We start from the raw sequence: 16,176 nt of genomic DNA, 5'->3' as shown, positions 1-16,176 counted from the left end.
TCGCCGGAGTGAGGGCGCTTTTGTCCGTTTCCGATAAGCGTGGCCTGGTTCCCTTCGCCGAAGGGCTCCTCGCGCTGGGGTTTGAGCTGATCGCCAGCGGAGGCACCGCCCGCGTGCTGCGAGAGGCGGGCCTGCCGGTGACCCCGGTCGAGGCCTTGACCGGCTTCCCCGAGGCCCTCGGGGGACGGGTCAAGACCCTGCACCCGGCGATCTTCGCCGGCATCCTGGCCCGGGGGGACCAGCTCGGTGAGCTTGCGAAGCTCGGCCTGGTTCCCTTCGACCTGGTGGCGGTCAACCTCTACCCCTTCGAGGACGCGGCCAAGGCGGAACTGCCGGAGGCCCGGGTGCTGGAGGAGATCGACATCGGCGGCCCCGCGCTGGTGCGGGCCGCGGCCAAGAACCATCCCCGGGTCTGGGTGGTCGTGGACCCCGACGACTACCCGCGGGTGCTCGAGGCCCTGCGTTCGGGCGGAGGCGCGGACGAGCGCCGGGCTCTCGCGAGGAAGGCCTTCTTGCACACCGCGACCTACGACGCGATGATCGCGCGCTGGTTCCAGCAAGGCGAGGCCTTCCCGGAGCGGGAGGTGCTCGTCCTGGAGCGAAGAAGCCCCCTACGCTACGGGGAAAACCCCCATCAGGCCGCGGCCCTTTACCGCCTGCGTGGGGAGGCGGGCGCCCTGCTCGAGGCCGAGGTGCTTCAGGGCAAGGCGATGAGCTACAACAACTACGCCGACGCCGAGGCGGCCTGGCGGCTGGTCCACGAGTTCGAGACCCCGGCGGTGGCCGCGATCAAACACCAGATGCCGAGCGGGGTGGGGCTCGGGGCCAGCGCCGCCGAGGCCTACGCGCGGGCCTACGCCGCCGACCCGGTGAGCATCTTCGGCGGCGTGGTGGCGTTCAACCGCGAGGTGGACGCCGCCGCCGCCGAGGCCATGGGCCACCTCTTTCTGGAGATCCTGATCGCCCCCGGCTACACCCCCGAGGCCCGGGCGCGGCTGGCTCGAAAGAAGAACCTGCGCCTGGTCGTCGCCAAGCCCCCGGTGCCCCCGGCGCGGGAGTTTCGCGGGCTCTGGGGCGGCCTCCTCGCTCAGACCCCGGACACCGGCCTTTGGGAGGCGCTCCGCCCGGTGACCCGGACCCCCCTACCAGAGGCGCTCCTGCCCGCGGTGCGCCTGGCCTTGGCCACGGTTAAGCACGCCCGCTCCAACGCGATCGTGGTCGCCAACGCCGAGCGCACCTTGGGGATCGGTCAGGGGCAGACCAGCCGCATCGACGCTGCGCGCATCGCCCTGGAAAAGGCGGGGGAGGAGGCCCAGGGCGCGGTGTTGGCCTCGGACGCCTTCTTTCCCTTCGACGACGTGGTGCGGCTCGCCGCCGAGCATAAGATCGCGGCGATCGTCCAGCCCGGGGGCTCAAAACGCGACGCGGACTCGATCGTCGCCGCCGAGGAGGCGGGGATCGCGATGGTCTTCACCGGAATGCGCCACTTCCGGCACTAGCGGCGGTAGACATAGGCCACGAGCCCTAGGCCGAAGAAGGCGAGCAGGTTGGGCCAGAGGCGGTAGCCGCCCCGATTCTCCCAGAGCGCGAGGCCCAAAAGGGCGATCGCGATCAAAAGCGCCACAAGGCGAAGGCGCCGGTCCATGGCTAAAAGAGCGGGTCTTGGCGCACCGCCTTGACCTCTTTCTTGGGTTTTTCCCCGAGTTCCTGCAGCTTCCGCTTGACCGCCTGGATGTCCTGCCAGGTCAGGGCTTTGGGGCTGCCCGGGGCACGGGAGGGGTTTCGCAGCAGGTAGGCGGGGTGGAACATCGGAAAGACCGGGATCCCGTTCCACGCGAACCACTGCCCGCGCACCTTGGTGATCGAGACCTTCTTGCCCAGGAAGAACTGGGTGGCCACCGATCCCAGGGGCACGATGATCTGGGGCTTGACCAGGTTGATCTCGGGGATCAACCAGAGGTTGCTGCAGGTCTTGACCTCGTCGGGGAGGGGGGTCCGGTTGCCGGGCGGGCGGCACTTCACGACGTTGGTGATGTAGACCTCGGGTCGAGGGATCCCCGCGGCCTCCAGGATGCGGTCCAAAAGCTGCCCGGCCTTGCCCACGAAGGGGCGGCCCAGCCGGTCTTCGTCTGCGCCCGGAGCCTCGCCGACGAACATCAGCCGGGCGTCGGGGTTGCCCTCGCCGAAGACGACCTGGGTGCGGGTCTCGGCGAGCCGGCAGGCGGTGCAGTGCTTGGCCTTCTCCTTGAGGTTTTCGAGGGGATGCATCATCCCAGCGGCGGGCGGGCCTTGCGGGCTTCTCGACGCACCTTGGGGTCCAGGCCGATCATCAGGAAGAAGTTTTCGAGCGCGTTCTCCTTGCCCTTGATCTCGGGATGCTCGTCCTCCGCGGTCCCGGTAACAAAGGGCAGGGAGCGGTAGAGCTCGAGGGCATAGGCCACCGCGGCGTCCGGCCCCTTGCTCTCGGCGATCTCGGAGAGCTGGGCGTAGACCTCGCGCCGGGCGCGGGCATGGCGTTCGAAGACCTCGGGGTTCGGCGTTTCCGCCGCGCGCAGGATGTCCTGTTTGGCGATCCGGCGGTAGTGCTTCAGTCCGCGCAGAATCTCTTCCGTGGAAAGCGTGATCTTGTAGTCCATACCCGCTCCTTTCCCGCCCCAGCGGGCTTACCGGATTATACGGAGGGCGGAAAATGGGTGTCAACGAAGCGGTATAATCGCGGTGTGCGCCAGCTGGGCCCCTATTGGATCAAGGAACGAATCAAGCGCGTGGCGGGCCTGGAGGTGTTCGAAGCGCTGGACCCGCTGACCGGGGGCACGGTCCTGCTCTACCGCCCCCTCACCGGCGTCCCCCCGCGGCAAGCGCTCAATGGCCTGGTGCCCTGGCGCGGTCAGGAGGAGGACGCCTGGGTCGCCGAGCCCCCCTTCGGTTCGGTGGTGGCGGCCCGCTGGCGGGGCGAGGCGGACCTCGTTCGGCTGGAGGCCTGGGCCCGTCAGCTCCTGACCACCCTCGCGGCCCTTAAGGCGGCGGGTGGGGCCCATGGCCAGCTCAGCCTGGAAGAGATCTGGGTGCGCGGCGAGGAGGCCTGGCTCGCCGGCGCCGGCGTGCCATGGCCCGAACGGAACCCCGATGAGGTGGCCCTTTATCGGGTCTTCAAGGAGCTCGGCGGGGAGACCTTCGCGGCCTGGCCCAAGGCCCGGCTCCTCGAGGCCCTGGCCGAGGGCCGGTTGAGCCTGGACGAGGCCCTTGCGCACTTGAACGAGGGAGACGAGGCGTTGGCCGCGCCCCCCGGGGACCCCCCGCCGCCCAGGGCGCCCAAGGCCCCGCCCCCTACGGTTGTCGTACGCAAGCCGGAGGTCAGCCCTCCCGAGCCCCCGCCAACGCCGGAGGCGAAGCCTTCGAGCAAGCCCCGGGTCGAGCTGGTCGAGTCCCCGAAGGAGATCATTCGCATCGAGGAGCCGGCCGAACCTCCCTTCCCCGTTCAGGAGCCGAGCCGGCCACGCCGCCAGCTGCTCAAGGGGCTGGCCTATGGCTTTGCGTTGTTGCTGCTTTTCTTTTTCGGTCTGATGGCCTGGCGCCTGGCGGGGAACGGGACCTCCCGGGGGCAGACGGTGCGGTTCCTGGTGGAGCCCGAGGGCACCACCGCGGACCTCTTCTTGCTCGAGGCCCCCAAGGGCTCCAGTCTCCCCACCGGCTTCCTCGCCAAAGTGCCCGCCGAGGTCCACCTGGACGCCGAGGGACGCTGGCGGTTTCGCGTGGAGCGGCCGGGCTACGCGCCGGCCCAGTTCGGGCTCGAGGTCCCGGTTCCCGGGGGGGTGGTCCGCATCCGGCTGAAGGGCCGGTAAACTCGGCCCATGGCGGTCGTCGTTCTTGATTTTGGCTCCCAGTACACCCGGCTCATCGCCCGGCGCCTGCGCGAGCTCCGGGCCTACTCGGTGATCCTCCCCGGGCCCACGCCCAAGGCCAAGCTCGTTCGTGAGGATCCGGAGGCGATCGTGCTCTCCGGGGGGCCGGCCTCGGTCTTCGACCCCGACGCCCCACGGCCGGATCCGGAGATCTTCGATCTGGGGGTGCCGGTCCTCGGGATCTGCTACGGGATGCAGTACATGGCCGCGCAGTTTGGCGGCGAGGTGGCCCGCGCCGGCCGCGCCGAGTACGGCAAGGCGCGGCTGACCCACTACGAGGGACCGCTGTTTGCAGGCCTCTCCGGGGAGGTCCAGGTCTGGATGAGCCACGCCGACGCGGTGACCCGGCTACCAAAGGGCTGGCGGGTGATCGCGGCCACCGAGGAGAACCCGGTCGCCGGCATCCAGGACGCCGCGAGGCGGCTGTTTGGGCTGCAGTTCCACCCCGAGGTCAGCCACACCCCGAAGGGCATGGCGATGCTCGAGAACTTCCTCGACCTTGCCGGGGTGCGCCGCGACTGGACCCCTGAGGTGGCGCTGGAGGCGATGATCGCCGAGGTGAGGGCGCGGGTGGGCGACGCGCGGGTCCTGCTCGCGGTCTCCGGCGGGGTGGACTCTTCAGCGCTGGCCCTGCTCCTGGCCCGGGCCGGGGTGGACCACCTCGCGGTCTTCGTGGACCACGGCCTGTTGCGCCTCGGGGAGCGCGGCGAGGTGGAGCGCTCGCTTCGGCCGCTCGGGGTGAACCTCAAGGTCGTCGACGCCAAGGATCGCTTCCTTTCCGCGCTCAAAGGGGTCGTTGACCCGGAGGAGAAGCGCCGTGTCATCGGCCACACCTTCATCGAGGTCTTCCGCGAGGTCGCCGCCCATGAGGGGCCCTTTCGCTTCCTCGCCCAGGGGACCCTCTACCCCGACGTGATCGAGAGCGCGGGCGGCTTTGGCGCGGCCAAGATCAAGAGCCACCACAACGTCGGCGGCCTGCCCGAGGAGCTTGGCTTCGAGCTGCTCGAGCCCTTCCGCTATCTCTTCAAGGACGAGGTGCGCGAGCTGGCGTTGCTCCTCGGGTTGCCGGACACGATCCGCCTGCGTCATCCCTTCCCCGGTCCCGGCCTGGCGATCCGGGTGCTCGGCGAGGTGACCGAAGCGCGGCTCGAGGTGCTCAGGCAGGCGGACGACCTCTTCATCTCGCTGTTGAAGGAGCACGGCCTCTACGGCGAGGTCTGGCAGGCTCTGGCGGTGCTTTTGCCGGTGCGGAGCGTCGGGGTCACCGGGGACGAGCGCCGCTACGGCGACACCCTGGTACTTCGCGCGGTGACCAGCGTCGACGGGATGACCGCGGACTGGGCCCGGCTGCCCCACGACTTCCTCGACGAGGTCGCCCGGCTCATCCCCCAGCGCATTCCCGAGATCGGCCGGGTGGTTTACGACCTCACCTCGAAGCCGCCGGGGACGATCGAGTGGGAATGACAAATGACCGGCTTTCGTTTGCCATGCCTTGATGCGTTGCTTAGAGCGTGCTCGAACTAGAACGCGTGAGCGCGGGCTATAGGCGAAGAGCTCCGGTCCTCAGCGAGCTTTCCCTTCGCGTCGTTCCCGGGAAGGTGCACGCTTTGGTTGGCGCCAACGGAGCGGGCAAGACCACGCTTTTGCGTCTGGCCTTAGGGTTGCTTGCGCCTTGGTCGGGTCGGGTGAGCTTGTTTGGGCAACGTCCTCTTCTGTCAATGGGCCGTTTTGCGCACCGGGTCGGGGTTTTGCTTGATGGTCGGAGGCGGCTGGAACCTCGCTGGACAGCCTGGGAGAACATCGAATGCCATGCCGCCTGCTTGGGCCTTGACCCGCAAGCATACCGGGACTGGGGTCTTCGCCTGCTCGAACGGTTTGGGTTGCCAGGGCATCGCGTCGTCAACCGCTACTCCAGGGGGATGCGACAGCGCCTCAGACTCGTGGTCGCCCTTTTGCCACGCCCCGAGCTTTTGTTACTCGATGAGCCGACCTTGGGGCTGGACGTAGAGGGGCAAGAGGTGTTGATGCAGCTTCTAAAGGAAGAGCGCCGAGCGGGCCGAGCTGTGCTCCTAACTTCGCAGTCCTTGACCTTTCTGGAAAGCGTCGCGGACACCTTTACTGTCTTGCGACGGGGCCGGGTGGTGGCTGAGGGAGACTTGGAGGACGTGGCCAAAGCCATGGGACAAACCCTAAGGCTACGCCTGGTGTTGGCGCATCCCGAGCGTCTGAATGGGAGCTTGCCGAAAGGTTGGACGAGGGACGCCATAGGGGGCCTCTCTGGCCCTATGGAAGCTGCTTCCTTGGCTTCGGTCCTCGCGCGCGTAGCTGCTACAAAGGCTGGACTCTTGAATGTGGAACGGATATCACCTTTAGAAAAAAGTGTTTGGGAGAGGCCATGAAACGTGCGGTGGGGCTGGTCGTCACGCTTTTAAGGTTGCAAGCCGTACAAGAGCTGCGCTACCCTCTCGCTTTTTTGTCCAATTTACTATCAACCGTCTTGTTCTTGGGCCTTCTCGCCGTGGCGGGCAACGCTTTGGGGCAAGACCAGCCGCTAGCCACCCTTTTACTAGGGTTTATGGCCATGTTGTCCTTGCAGACGCCAGCCCGGCTTCTGGGAGACCCCTTGGCTTCTCAGGAAGAAATGCTTCTGACCAGGTGGCCCCTTACAGGCCGCCTTTTGGTTGAAGCCCTGGTGCGCGGCCTTTGGATGACAGGTCAACTAAGCTTGGCGTTCATATTGCTCGCACTGCCGCTTCAGCTGAGGTTCGAGGAGCTTCTTGCCTTCTTGCGCTGGGCGCCGTTGGCTTGGTGGATCGGATTGGGTCCAGGCCTCTTCTTGGCGAGTGCAACCATACTTTTCAAGCGCACCGGATCGCTTGTGAACCTGCTCTCCTTAGCCGTGTTGGGTGGCGCGGTCGTTCCCTTTGCCGTAGGTAAGATGTCCATGATCTTTCCTTATCTGCAATTGCTGGCGTTGCTTCGGGGATTGGCCTTGCCCGTAACGGAAATATGGCTCATTGCTTCCATGTGGGTTTTGGGTGGCGCACTCTCCTTGCTGTTCGCTCTGCGTATGGCGGTTCACCGCGGTTTGTTGGGCATTCGTTAGGAAGGGGCAGGGCTCATATGAGGGAAACTTACGTACTGCAAAGCCGGGAAGAGGCGCAAGCTTTGGCGAATCCCTTGACCCTGCAAGTTCTTGCCACATTCGATCAACCCAAGACCGCGGCCGAAGTAGCAAGGGAACTCAAACTGCCCCGCAACCGGGTTGGCTACCACGTACGGAAGCTGGTGAACGCTGGTCTCTTGCAGGAAGTTCGTCGTCAGGGGCGGCGTGTCTATTTTGAGCGCGTCGCGGCACGGGTGAAGATCCCCTTCGCGCTGACGCCGTTTGTCTCACCTGATGAGGCGGCCAGGCGGCACGTCGAGCTGTTCGTTAAGGAGGCGTTGGATCACGTGTTGTCGCATGGCTTGCGCAGGGAGCGGGATGATGCCGATTTCCTGGTGGTTGGTGAGGGCAGGCCCTCAGTGCAGGACCGGGTCACGGTGTTGCTGGGGAAAGCTCCACTCTCTTCCCGAGCGATCGCTTTGCTCAAGGAATTAGAAAGGGAACTCAGTCGTGTCGCCCAAGATGTCGAGGTGGCAGATGAACAACACGAATACTTGTTCGTCGTGATCGTCACGCCTATGGACTGAAAACTCGGCCGGGACGTAGGCCCGGCCGAAGGGCTAAGCCTTGGGTTATGGCGAAAGCGCGGACTTGATGGCCCAGCTCAGGGCGGCAAGGCCGAGCAAGAGGAGGGGCAGGATCAAGGCTTCTCTTAGGCCGACTTCGCGCTTGAGATTGGATGCGGCGGTGATCAAGGCCAGGCCTACAAATACCCAGGGAAGGACCGAGAGCCAAGCGTATTTCATTTTTTGATTACGTAGATCATACTCCAAAGCACCCATACCTCTGTGTCCTCTGGCTGCGGGCTTCCCGCAAACACCTAGAGGGATGCGTTCTCCGCGCCCTTTTTAATCGTCGACGCCACGTCATCGCGCCGTCCAGTTTGCGCAGCTTAACCTCGTAGAGATCGCCCGTCCTGGCCCTACCCCCTCCGGTTGCAGGTTCATAAGGTAAGGCCGGAAGGTCCAGGGCTTGCGTCAAGCTATCGAGCACAAAGGGGTGGTTTACCCCCAACCTAAGCAGGTTTTCGAGGTTCTCTTGGCGAACGGCTTGGCTGGTGGCTTTCTGCTGCAGCTTTTGAATCTCCATGCGCTTGTTGTTCATGGCCGCCCTCCTTTTGCCTTGCGGCAAGTTATGTTTTTCTTGCAAGAAAGTGGCAAAATCTACTGGGGCTTCTGTCTTAGGCCCGCTTTTCGTGGGGCCTACAATACAAGGGTGCGTTGTGTGGTCGAGGTCTTCACCGACGGTTCCGCCGACGATCGGGGGCGTGGGGGGTGGGCGGCGCTGTTGACGTCCGAGGGTCATGAGAAGCTGATCTCCGGCGCCGAGTCGAACACCACCAACAACCGCATGGAGCTCACCGCCGCGGTCGAGGCCCTGAGGGCGATCAAGCGTCCGTGCGAGGTGCACCTCTACACCGACTCCCAGTACCTGAGGAAGGCCTTCACCGAGGGCTGGCTGGAAAGGTGGCAAAAAAACGGCTGGCGGACCGCGGCGAAGACCCCGGTCAAGAACCGGGACCTTTGGGAGGCGCTCCTCAAGGAGGTGCGGCGGCACCGGGTGCACTGGCACTGGCAGAAGGGGCATGCCGGGCACCCCGAGAACGAGCGCGTCGACCGGGAGGCCAACCGCCGCCGAAGGGCCCTAAAATAGCCCCATGGAATACGCGACCCTGGCGGTGCTTTCAGGGCTTCCCGAGGACCCCCATGGCGCGGTCGGGGTGCCGATCTACACCCCGGTCGCCTACGGTTTTCCCACCCTCGAGGCCGGGGCCGAGCGGTTCGCTCAAGGGACCGGCTACGTCTACGCGCGGGTGGGGCACCCCACCCAGGCGGCCCTCGAGGCCCGCCTCAAGGCGCTCTACGACGCCGCCGGGGTGGTGGCGCTGGCCTCCGGCCAGGCGGCGACCTTCGCCGCGATGCTCGCCCTCCTGTCCCCCGGTGACGAGCTGCTCGCGGCCAGGGGGCTCTTTGGCCAGACCGTGGGGCTCTTCGACGAGGTCCTGGCCCCCCTGGGCATCCGGGTGCGCTACCTGGACCCCGACCCGGACGCGGTGGGGGCCGCGATCGGGCCCCACACGCGGGCGGTCTTCGTCGAGGTGCTGGCGAACCCCGCGCTCGAGGTCCCGGACCTCGCGCCGCTCGCCGAGCTCGCCGAGGAACGCGGCGTGGTGCTGGTGGTGGACAACACCTTCGGCGCCGCCGGAGCCCTGGCCCGCCCCCTGGACCTGGGGGCGCACCTGACCGTGGAGAGCCTGACCAAGTGGGCCGCGGGGCACGGCCAGGCCCTGGGGGGCGCGGTCGCCGTCCGCGAGGCCGGGGTTTGGGCAAGTCTCCCCGGGCTAAGCGAGGCGGGAGGGGACGCCCAGGCCATCTTGGCCCGGGTGCGCCGGCTGGGTCTCGGGCTCGGGGGGATGGCCCTCTCGCCCTTCGCCGCCCAGCAGATCTTTTTGGGGCTGGAGACGGTGGCGCTGCGGGTGGCGCGGATGAGCCAGAGCGCGGCCCGGCTCGCCGGGGCGCTTAGAAGCCATCCGGCGGTCAAGGGGCTGCGCTACCCCGGCCTCCCCGACGACCCGGCGCATGCCCGGGCGCGGCGCTACCTGGCGAGCGGCGGGCCGATGCTCACCCTGGACCTCGGCGACCTCGAGGCCGCAAGCCGCTTCTTCAAGGCCCTCCGGCTGCTCAAGGCCCCGAACCTCGGCGATGCCCGGACGTTGGTCGTGCACCCCTGGACCACGACCCACGCAAGCCTCCCCGAGGCCGCGCGGATCGCCGCCGGGGTCACCCCCGGCCTGGTGCGGGTCTCGGTGGGGCTGGAGGCGCCCGAGGACCTCGAGGCCCTCTTCCGCGAGGCCCTGGACCGGGTCTAGCGGGCGTAGTCGGGGGCGTTATTCGGCCGCCACTTGATCGTGCAGCCGATGCTCGGGTGTTGGGGTTCTGGCGGCGGTGCGCCGCGTAGCAGGGCCTCCAGGGCCTGGATCAGGTCCTCCCCGGTGACCGGAATCGCCTTCTTCGGCCGGGAGGCGTCGAAACGACCGCGGTAGTAGAGCCGGTGATCTGCGTCGTAGACGAAGAGGTCTGGGGTGGTGACGGCCTTAAACGCCTTGGCTACCTCCTGGGTCGCGTCGAAGAGGTAGGGAAAGCGCATCCCCAGCCGCTCGGCTTGCGCGGCGAGCTTCTCCGGCGCGTCCTCGGGGTAGGCCTCGGGGTCGTTGGCGCTGATCGCCACCACCCCCACGCCCCGGTCCAGGTACGCGTTCAACACCTCGGTGAGCTTGGCCTCGACGTGGCGCACGTAGGGGCAGTGGTTGCAGATGAAGGCCACGACCAGCGGCTGTCCGGAAAACGCCGCCTTCTCCACCAGCTCCCCGGTGCGCACCTCCTTGAGCGCGAAGTCCGGGGCGGGGGTGAACAGCGGCACCTCGGCGCGGTGATTAGGCATGGGTTTCCTCCTTTCCTGCTGGAAGGTGTTGGGAAAGCCAGCGTAGGGTTTCCTCCCGGTCCAGAAAAGCCGGCTTGCGCTCCGGGGGAAACCAGGCGAGCAGGGCACGGAGCTCCTCGGCCCCGGGAGAGTCGCCACGTTGGCTCAGCACCAGCTTGTGATCCCCGTCGGCGAGCATGACCATGCCCACCACCTCGGCCTCCACCCGCTTGCCCGCGGGGACCGGGAGGCCGGTGAGGACGGCGTCCAGCTCGGAGCGGTCCGCGGGGTTTTGGGTGCCCGGGATGAAGCCGTAGTTGATCGGCGCCGGGCGATCCTCGACCCGCCTGGTAAAGCGCGCGCCGTCCCACTCCCAGCGCACCCGGGTCCCCTTGGGCCATTCGATGACCACGGTGAGCCTCATCGCTTATAGGCTACGAAAAAAACGAACCCCCCGTCGCCGTACCCCGGTCTCGGCCACTCGGGCGCGGCCAGTTTGGGTGGTGGGCCCAGCAGGGTCTGACCGGCTTCCAGGCCTTCGGGCTCGAGCGCGCGGAGCCAGCCCTCCACCTCGGCCGCTGTATAAAAGCGGGCCTGTCGGTAGAAGGGGTTCGTGTCCTTCTGAGCGAGGTCGTGGCGGCCCCAGGGGGAGGCCCGATCCACCAGCCCCACCCCCAGGCTCCCCTTCGCGCCGAGCACCCGCCAGGCCTCGGCCAGCATTCGCGCGGGATCCTCGGCAAAGCAAAGGGTGACCACGATCAGCACGCGATCGAAGCTGCGATCCGGGAAGGGGAGGGCCTCGCCCTTGGCGAGGACGGTGAGGATGCCCCGGTCCCGGGCCAGCGCGGCCATCTCGGGACTGGGCTCCACGCCCACCTCGATCCCGAGCGGTGCGGCGAAGCGGCCGGTGCCCACCCCGACCTCAAGGCCCCGCCCCCGCGTCGGGAAGAGCGCCCGCGCAAGCCGTAGCTCGCTCTCGTAGACCGCGGCGTGTTCCTCGAACCAGCGCTCGTAACGGTCCACCATCGTGCGGAAGGGGTCCATGGTTCATTGTCTAACGGAATTTCGTCTCGAGGAAGCCATCCGGTAGACTTGGAGCCAAAGGAGAGGCGATGCTAAAGACCCGCGTGACCGACGAGGAGCGAGCCTCCGCGACCTTCAACCAGAACAAGAGCGAGTGGATCCGGCGCGTGACCGAGCTCCGCGCCACCCTCGCGGAAGTGCGGGCGGGGGGAGGCGAGCAGGCCATCGAGCGGCAGCACCGGAAAGGGCGGCTCACCGCCCGCGAGCGTATCGACCGCCTGCTCGATCCCGGCGCCCGCTTTTTTGAGCTCATGACCTTGGCCGGTTACGGAATGTACGAGGAGTGGGGCGGGGCCCCCTCCGGGGGCGTGGTTACCGGGGTCGGTCGGGTCGCCGGGCGGGACTGGATGATCATCGCCAACGACGCCACGGTCAAGGCCGGGGCCTTCTTTCCGATCACCGCCAAAAAGGTGATCCGTGCTCAGACGATCGCCATGGAAAACCGCATCCCGGTGATCTACCTGGTGGACTCCGCGGGGGTGTTTCTGCCCTTGCAGGACGAGGTCTTCCCGGACCAGGACGACTTCGGCCGCATCTTTTACCTCAACGCCCGGATGAGCGCCATGGGCGTTCCCCAGATCAGCGCGATCATGGGCAACTGCGTCGCCGGGGGAGCCTACCTTCCGGTGATGACCGACGTCCTGATCATGACCGAGGGTTCCGGGCTCTACCTCGCCGGCCCCTCCCTGGTCAAGGCGGCGATCGGTCAGGAGGTGAGCTCGGACGAGCTCGGCGGGGCACGGATGCACGCCGAGGTCTCGGGGACCGTCGACTTCTACGAGCCCGACGACCTCCACGCGATCGACCGGGTGCGCGAGGTGGCGGCGCTCTATGCCCCCGGGGAGCGGGCCCCCTGGGCCCGCCAGCGCGTCGCGACCGAGCCCCCGGCCTACGACGCCGAGGACCTCTACGGCCTGGTCAGCCCTGAGGGCGACCGGCCCTACGACGTGCGCGAGGTGATCGCCCGGTTGGTGGACGGTTCCCGTTTCCTCGAGTACCGCCCTCACTGGGGCGAGACCCTGGTCACCGGCTACGCCCGCGTCGGCGGCTACCCGGTGGCGATCGTCGCCAACCAGCGGCTCGTCATCAAAAAGCGCGGTCGCATCGAGGTGGGGGGCGTGATCTACCCGGAGGCCGCGGACAAGGCGGCGCGGTTCATCCTGGAGGCCAACCAGATGTTCATCCCCCTGCTCTTCTTGCAGGACGTCAGCGGCTTCATGGTGGGCAAGGAAGCCGAGGCGGCGGGGATCATCCGCCGCGGAGCCAAGCTGGTCAACGCGGTGAGCAACTCGGTGGTGCCCAAGCTCACGGTGATCCTCGGGGGGTCGTTCGGGGCTGGCAACTATGCGCTGGCCGGGAAGGCCTACGCGCCGCGCTTCATCTACGCCTGGCCGAGCGCCAAGTACGCGGTGATGGGCGGGGCCCAGGCGGCGAAGACCCTGTTGGACCTCGAGCTCCGCGCCCTCAAGGCCAAGGGTGAGCTTCCCGACGAGGCCGGACTGGCCGAGCTCTACGAGCGCATCAAACGCCGCTACGACGAGCAGCTGGACGTGCGCTACGCCGCCGCCCGGCTCTGGGTGGACGAGGTGATCTGGCCCCACGAGACCCGGGACTGGTTGATCAAGAGTCTGGACCTCGCCGCGCAAAACCCCGACCGCCCGGAGTTCACGACCGGTGTCTTTCAGGTGTAGGGGGCGGGATGTTCGAGGGGCTTCCCATCCGCTACGTCGAGTGCCCGCGGGACGCCTGGCAGGGGCTTCCCAAGTTCATCCCCACCGAGGAGAAGGTGGCCTTCATTCGCCGCCTGCTCGCGGCCGGGTTTCGCCACCTGGACCTGGTGAGCTTCGTCTCCCCGCGCTGGGTGCCGCAGATGCGCGACGCCGCCAAGGTGCTGGACGCGCTCCCGCCTCCCGAGGGCCGGACCTACCTGGCCATCGTGGCCAACGAAAAGGGCCTCTTCCGGGCCCTCGCCGCCAAGCACCTCACCGCGATCGGCTACCCCTTTTCGATCTCCGAGACCTTTCAGAAGAAGAACACCCGCCGCAGCATCCGCGAATCCTGGCCCCTGGTCGAGCAGATGGTCCAGGCCACCCGCGGCAAGCTGGACCTCGTCGTCTACCTTTCCATGGGGTTTGGCAACCCCTACGGCGATCCCTGGGACGCGGCGATGCCGGTGAGCTTCGTCGCCCGGCTACGGGCGCTGGGGGTGCGTGAGATCGCGGTCGCGGACACCTACGGCGTCGCTACCCCCGAGCGCATCCACGCGGTGCTGCGCCGGCTGGTCGAGGCCTTCGGCCCGGAGGGGATCGGGGCCCACCTGCACAGCCGTCCGGACGCGGCCGAGGTCAAGGCTAAGGTCGATGCGGTCCTCGATGCCGGGGTGCGTTGGATCGAAGGGGCCCTGGCCGGGGTCGGCGGCTGTCCCTTCGCCGGGGACGAGCTGGTCGGCAACCTGCCCACCGAGCTGGTGCTGCCGCATCTCGTGGACCGCGGTTTCGATCCCGGGGTCGAGCTCAGCGCGTTGCCTTCCCTCGCCGAGGCGGCCCGCGAGCTCAAGCTTCGCTACGGGTGAAGACCAGATAGGCCCCTTCGACGCGCGCGAGCACCGGGACGATGCGGCTGCGATCGAACTCGGCCGCGGCCAGCACGTCGTCGAACAGGCCCACCTCCTCCAGGGCCTGGGCCGCCGTCGAGCGCGCCAGGGCCTCGGGGGCGGGGTAGGCCTCGTAGATCGCGAGCGCCGCCAGGGCCCCATCCTCCGGCGCCCCGGTCAGCTCGCTAAGCCCCGCCCCGATCGCGTAGGCGTCGTCGAGGCCAAAGCCACCCTCCTTACCCGCGGCGAGGTAGGCGATCTCGTCGCGGGCGGTGCGCCCTGCCCAGCATGCCGCGGCCTCGCGGTTCCAGAGGCAGGCCAGCCCCAGGTGGCGGGCCTGCCTCGCGGCGAGGTGCGCCGCCCGGGTGCCGTTGGTGGTGCTCATCACCACCCGTTTCCCGGCGACCGGGGCGGTGAGCGCCTCCAGGGGACTGTTGCCAAGGTCGAAGCCTGGAGGCCGCTCCCCCTTGGTTTCGCCGGCGACGAGAAACCCCCGTTCCTTGAGCGCCAGCGCCGCGGCGTGGTCCGGGGCCAGCCAGAGCTCTTCTGCCCCGGCCTCGAAAAACGCGACCGCGGTGGTGGTGGCGCGAATCACGTCCACCACCAGGACCAGGTCGGGGAAGCAAAGCCCCGCCCGGGGGACGAGCTCAGCCCTGAGGCGCAAGGGCCCTCCGAAAGGCCTCGAGGTTCTCCTTCAGGGGACGGCCGTTGAAGAGGCTCGAGGCCGCGACCAGGACGTCGGCCCCGGCGGCGGCCAGGCGCGGGGCGTTCTCCGGCCGGACCCCACCGTCGACGACGATCTCCGCCGCCGGGTGCTCCGCGTCGCGAAGCCGGCGAAGGGCCGCGAGCCGCGGGTAGCTGCGCTCGATGAAGCGCTGACCCGCGAACCCCGGGTTGACGCTCATCAAGAGGAGCTGATCGCTGAGGTAGACGAGGTCCTTGAGCGCCTCCACCGGCGTACCGGGGTTGAACGCCAGGCCTGCGCGCGCCCCGGCCTCGCGCAGGGCCGAGAGCAGGCGGTGGGGGTGGGGGGTGGCTTCGAGGTGGAAGGCCACCGTTTGGGCACCGGCCTCGACGAAGTCCAGCGCGTAGCGTTCGGGTTCGACGATCATCAGATGGGCGTCGATGGGCAGGCGGGTGTGCCGGCGGATCGCCTCCACCACCACCATCCCCATCGTCAGGTTGGGGACGAAGCGACCGTCCATCACGTCCACGTGGACGCGATCGGCGCCGAGGGCCTCGAGCTCGGCGAGCACCTCGGCGAGCCGCCCCAGGTCAGCGGCGAGGATCGAGGGAGCCAGCTGCACCTTCACAGGCCCCAGAGTATCGCTTCCAGGCCTTCAAGGTCCCGGAGGAGGACCCCTTGACCCGGTTCCTCGATCAGGCCCTCGGCCTTGAACTCCTTGAGAACCCGGGTCACCGTTTCGCGGCTGGTGCCCGCGTGGTTGGCCAGCTTGCGGTGGGTTTCGGGAACCCACCAGCCCCGATCGGTGGGCGTGCCGTGGCGCTGATGGTAGAGCTTGAGCAGCGCGTGCGCGACCTTGACGCGGGCGTTCTCGAAGGCCAGCAGCACCACCTCCTGGCTGGCGGTGCGCAGGCGTTCGGCGATGATCCGCGCCAGGTTGTGGGCCAAGAGCGGCATGCGCTGGATCAGGTGCCGGTAGTGGTCGGCGAAGAGCTGCAGCACCAGGGTGTCTACGAGGGCTTCGGCGTGGGCGCTGCGGGGGCGCTCCTCGACCAAGCTCATCTCCCCGAAGACCTCACCGGGACCGAAGTAGGCCAGGACCTTCTCCCGCCCCTCGATGCTGGTGCGGTACACCCGCACCCGTCCCTCGGCGATGAGGTAGAGCGCGACCCCTTCGTCCCCCTGACGGAAGACGAACGCCCCGGCGGGCACCTTGCGTGGAGTCATCGTGCCGATCAGGTGCTGGATCTGGTCCTCTCGCAGGCCGCGAAAGAGCTTGGCTTGATAGAGCGTCGAGTCTGGAACGATCACCGAAAGCCATCTTAGC

At 67.8% G+C, this 16,176-nt stretch carries 20 protein-coding genes; 10 read left to right on the top strand and 10 right to left on the bottom strand.

The annotated features are described in order from the left end of the window. Positions 1 to 8 precede the first annotated feature (8 nt). Positions 9 to 1,499, top strand: coding sequence for a bifunctional phosphoribosylaminoimidazolecarboxamide formyltransferase/IMP cyclohydrolase (gene purH, locus ACZ48Y_RS04225; RefSeq protein WP_464742475.1), 1,491 nt, complete (start codon positions 9 to 11; stop codon positions 1,497 to 1,499). Here purH and ACZ48Y_RS04220 read toward each other — a convergent pair. Genes ACZ48Y_RS04220 through ACZ48Y_RS04210 form a run of 3 tightly spaced genes read right to left on the bottom strand, consistent with a single transcriptional unit; the run spans position 1,496 to position 2,636 of the window. Further along, complete coding sequence (locus ACZ48Y_RS04220) at positions 1,496 to 1,645, bottom strand: hypothetical protein (RefSeq protein WP_464742473.1); 150 nt, start codon at positions 1,643 to 1,645, stop codon at positions 1,496 to 1,498. The two genes, purH and ACZ48Y_RS04220, sit on opposite strands and share 4 nt — an antisense overlap. A gap of 2 nt (positions 1,646 to 1,647) precedes the next feature. After that, positions 1,648 to 2,271, bottom strand: a complete 624-nt coding sequence (locus ACZ48Y_RS04215; RefSeq protein ID WP_464742471.1) for a uracil-DNA glycosylase — start codon at positions 2,269 to 2,271, stop codon at positions 1,648 to 1,650. After that, positions 2,268 to 2,636 (bottom strand): hypothetical protein, encoded by a 369-nt coding sequence (locus ACZ48Y_RS04210; protein ID WP_464742469.1) that lies wholly within the window; start codon positions 2,634 to 2,636, stop codon positions 2,268 to 2,270. Before ACZ48Y_RS04210 ends, ACZ48Y_RS04215 begins: the two co-directional genes overlap by 4 nt. An 84-nt stretch (positions 2,637 to 2,720) precedes the next feature. On the opposite strand from ACZ48Y_RS04210, the gene ACZ48Y_RS04205 reads away from it, so the two are divergent. From ACZ48Y_RS04205 to ACZ48Y_RS04185, 5 genes are read left to right on the top strand one after another with little or no spacing between them, the layout of a single operon-like run. Then, positions 2,721 to 3,842, top strand: coding sequence for a hypothetical protein (locus ACZ48Y_RS04205; protein ID WP_464742467.1), 1,122 nt, complete (start codon positions 2,721 to 2,723; stop codon positions 3,840 to 3,842). Between the two features lie 9 nt (positions 3,843 to 3,851). After that, complete coding sequence (guaA, locus tag ACZ48Y_RS04200) at positions 3,852 to 5,366, top strand: glutamine-hydrolyzing GMP synthase (protein ID WP_464742465.1); 1,515 nt, start codon at positions 3,852 to 3,854, stop codon at positions 5,364 to 5,366. A gap of 47 nt (positions 5,367 to 5,413) precedes the next feature. Continuing rightward, positions 5,414 to 6,301 carry an ATP-binding cassette domain-containing protein gene (locus ACZ48Y_RS04195; protein ID WP_464742463.1) on the top strand — a complete coding sequence of 296 codons (888 nt, stop codon included), beginning with the start codon at positions 5,414 to 5,416 and terminating at the stop codon, positions 6,299 to 6,301. After that, positions 6,298 to 7,008: a hypothetical protein gene (locus ACZ48Y_RS04190; RefSeq protein WP_464742461.1), complete on the top strand. Its 711-nt coding sequence runs from the start codon at positions 6,298 to 6,300 to the stop codon at positions 7,006 to 7,008. Before ACZ48Y_RS04195 ends, ACZ48Y_RS04190 begins: the two co-directional genes overlap by 4 nt. 17 nt (positions 7,009 to 7,025) lie before the next feature. Next, positions 7,026 to 7,595, top strand: a complete 570-nt coding sequence (locus tag ACZ48Y_RS04185; RefSeq protein WP_464742459.1) for a helix-turn-helix domain-containing protein — start codon at positions 7,026 to 7,028, stop codon at positions 7,593 to 7,595. Positions 7,596 to 7,640: 45 nt separating this feature from the next. Here ACZ48Y_RS04185 and ACZ48Y_RS04180 read toward each other — a convergent pair whose 3' ends face one another. Beyond that, complete coding sequence (locus ACZ48Y_RS04180; protein WP_464742457.1) at positions 7,641 to 7,850, bottom strand: hypothetical protein; 210 nt, start codon at positions 7,848 to 7,850, stop codon at positions 7,641 to 7,643. A gap of 433 nt (positions 7,851 to 8,283) precedes the next feature. Here ACZ48Y_RS04180 and rnhA point away from each other — a divergent pair, with 433 nt between their 5' ends. Together rnhA and ACZ48Y_RS04170 are read left to right on the top strand one after the other, a co-directional pair. Then, complete coding sequence (rnhA, locus tag ACZ48Y_RS04175; RefSeq protein WP_464742455.1) at positions 8,284 to 8,721, top strand: ribonuclease HI; 438 nt, start codon at positions 8,284 to 8,286, stop codon at positions 8,719 to 8,721. Between the two features lie 4 nt (positions 8,722 to 8,725). Further along, positions 8,726 to 9,937 (top strand): aminotransferase class I/II-fold pyridoxal phosphate-dependent enzyme, encoded by a 1,212-nt coding sequence (locus ACZ48Y_RS04170; RefSeq protein ID WP_464742453.1) that lies wholly within the window; start codon positions 8,726 to 8,728, stop codon positions 9,935 to 9,937. Here the strand turns inward: ACZ48Y_RS04170 and ACZ48Y_RS04165 are convergent. Genes ACZ48Y_RS04165 through ACZ48Y_RS04155 form a run of 3 tightly spaced genes read right to left on the bottom strand, consistent with a single transcriptional unit; the run spans position 9,934 to position 11,532 of the window. Further along, positions 9,934 to 10,509, bottom strand: a complete 576-nt coding sequence (locus tag ACZ48Y_RS04165; RefSeq protein ID WP_464742451.1) for a thioredoxin family protein — start codon at positions 10,507 to 10,509, stop codon at positions 9,934 to 9,936. The genes ACZ48Y_RS04170 and ACZ48Y_RS04165 overlap by 4 nt on opposite strands. Next, positions 10,502 to 10,912, bottom strand: a complete 411-nt coding sequence (locus ACZ48Y_RS04160; protein ID WP_464742449.1) for an inorganic diphosphatase — start codon at positions 10,910 to 10,912, stop codon at positions 10,502 to 10,504. The genes ACZ48Y_RS04165 and ACZ48Y_RS04160 overlap by 8 nt, the downstream gene beginning before the upstream one ends. Then, positions 10,909 to 11,532 carry a class I SAM-dependent methyltransferase gene (locus tag ACZ48Y_RS04155; protein ID WP_464742447.1) on the bottom strand — a complete coding sequence of 208 codons (624 nt, stop codon included), beginning with the start codon at positions 11,530 to 11,532 and terminating at the stop codon, positions 10,909 to 10,911. Before ACZ48Y_RS04155 ends, ACZ48Y_RS04160 begins: the two co-directional genes overlap by 4 nt. Before the next feature lie 68 nt (positions 11,533 to 11,600). Between ACZ48Y_RS04155 and ACZ48Y_RS04150 the strand changes: the two genes are divergently transcribed. Next, the gene (locus tag ACZ48Y_RS04150) at positions 11,601 to 13,262 is read left to right on the top strand and encodes an acyl-CoA carboxylase subunit beta (protein ID WP_464742445.1); all 1,662 of its coding nucleotides are present in this window, start codon (positions 11,601 to 11,603) and stop codon (positions 13,260 to 13,262) included. Positions 13,263 to 13,270: 8 nt separating this feature from the next. Continuing rightward, positions 13,271 to 14,143: a hydroxymethylglutaryl-CoA lyase gene (locus tag ACZ48Y_RS04145; protein WP_464742443.1), complete on the top strand. Its 873-nt coding sequence runs from the start codon at positions 13,271 to 13,273 to the stop codon at positions 14,141 to 14,143. Here the strand turns inward: ACZ48Y_RS04145 and ACZ48Y_RS04140 are convergent. Genes ACZ48Y_RS04140 through ACZ48Y_RS04130 form a run of 3 tightly spaced genes read right to left on the bottom strand, consistent with a single transcriptional unit; the run spans position 14,124 to position 16,160 of the window. Continuing rightward, complete coding sequence (locus tag ACZ48Y_RS04140; RefSeq protein ID WP_464742441.1) at positions 14,124 to 14,828, bottom strand: 2-phosphosulfolactate phosphatase; 705 nt, start codon at positions 14,826 to 14,828, stop codon at positions 14,124 to 14,126. The genes ACZ48Y_RS04145 and ACZ48Y_RS04140 overlap by 20 nt on opposite strands. Beyond that, on the bottom strand, positions 14,812 to 15,486 hold the full coding sequence (rpe, locus tag ACZ48Y_RS04135) for a ribulose-phosphate 3-epimerase (protein WP_464742814.1): 675 nt from the start codon (positions 15,484 to 15,486) through the stop codon (positions 14,812 to 14,814). Before rpe ends, ACZ48Y_RS04140 begins: the two co-directional genes overlap by 17 nt. Continuing rightward, a complete protein-coding gene (locus tag ACZ48Y_RS04130; protein ID WP_464742439.1) occupies positions 15,474 to 16,160 on the bottom strand; it encodes a Crp/Fnr family transcriptional regulator in 687 nt (228 codons plus the stop codon). The genes rpe and ACZ48Y_RS04130 overlap by 13 nt, the downstream gene beginning before the upstream one ends. Positions 16,161 to 16,176: the final 16 nt, after the last annotated feature.

The sequence above is a fragment of the Rhabdothermus arcticus genome (assembly GCF_055382915.1).
Note: the sequence above shows the minus strand (reverse complement) of the source record. Positions and strands in the feature narration are given on the sequence as shown.